The sequence below is a fragment of the Vibrio sp. 10N.222.46.A1 genome, assembly GCF_041473595.1.
Taxonomy (GTDB): Bacteria; Pseudomonadota; Gammaproteobacteria; order Enterobacterales; family Vibrionaceae; genus Vibrio; species Vibrio tasmaniensis_A.
Genome location: NZ_JBFRSN010000482.1, coordinates 1 through 1,065 on the forward strand (window position 1 = coordinate 1; position 1,065 = coordinate 1,065).

The window sequence follows — 1,065 nt, forward strand, 5'->3', positions numbered from 1 at the left end:
GTATGAGCTGGAAGTATCAAGGTCAGAAAACTGAAATTGCCATTCAAGGTGAAGATAACCACCACAAAATTGCCATTGGCAAACTGGTTGGATTGATGGAAGATCTAGGCTTCACTGCTGATATAGTGGCTATCGGGCACCGTATCGTTCACGGCGGCGAGAAGTTCACTCAAACGGTTCGTATTACTGAAGAAGTAACGAGTGAGATTGAGAGCCTATCTGACCTAGCTCCACTTCATAACCCTGCAGGTGCTATTGGTATCCGCGCTGCGATTGAAGCTTTCCCTTCTTTACCTCAATTTGCTGTATTTGATACGGCTTTCCACCAAACAATGCCACAACGTGCATTTACTGGTGCAATCGCAAAAGAACTATACACAGACTTCGGTGTTCGTCGTTACGGTTTCCACGGTACGAGCCACTACTTCGTTAGCCGTGAAGCTGCGAAAATGGTCAACAAGCCAGTTGAACAAGCTAGCTTCATCTCTGTTCACCTAGGTAACGGTGCATCTGTATGTGCTATCAAAGACGGTAACAGTGTTGATACGTCAATGGGCTTCACACCGCTTTCTGGCCTTATGATGGGCACACGTTGTGGTGATTTAGATCCAGGTATCATCGAATACCTACTTAAAAAAGGTTGGTCACAAGAGCAAGTCTTTAATTCTCTAAACAAGGAGTCTGGCTTCCTTGGCGTGTCTGGTCTTACGAGCGATGCTCGTGGCATCCTAGAAGCGATGGAAGAGGGCCACGAAGGCGCTAAGCTTGCTTTCGAGGTGTTTACTTACCGCGTTGCTAAATACGTTGCTTCTTACCTTGCAACGCTAGACTCTTTAGACGGCATCATCTTCACTGGTGGTATCGGTGAGAACTCTCTACCAATTCGCCGTGAGATCCTAAGCAACCTTAAGATTCTTGGTTTTGTTGAAGACGTTGCAGGCAATGAAGCCGCTCGCTTTGGCGCAGAAGGTATCATCGCTAAATCAGAGATGTTAGACGCAGTAGCAATGGTTATTCCAACGAACGAAGAGTTCGTGATTGCTCAACAGTCGGTAGAACTTCTGT

General features: G+C 46.5%; 1 protein-coding gene. It reads left to right on the plus strand.

The window, feature by feature from the left end; translation table 11 throughout:
* The coding region (locus AB4496_RS14365) for an acetate/propionate family kinase (protein WP_372131206.1) at positions 1-1,065 on the plus strand (1,065 nt) is incomplete at both ends.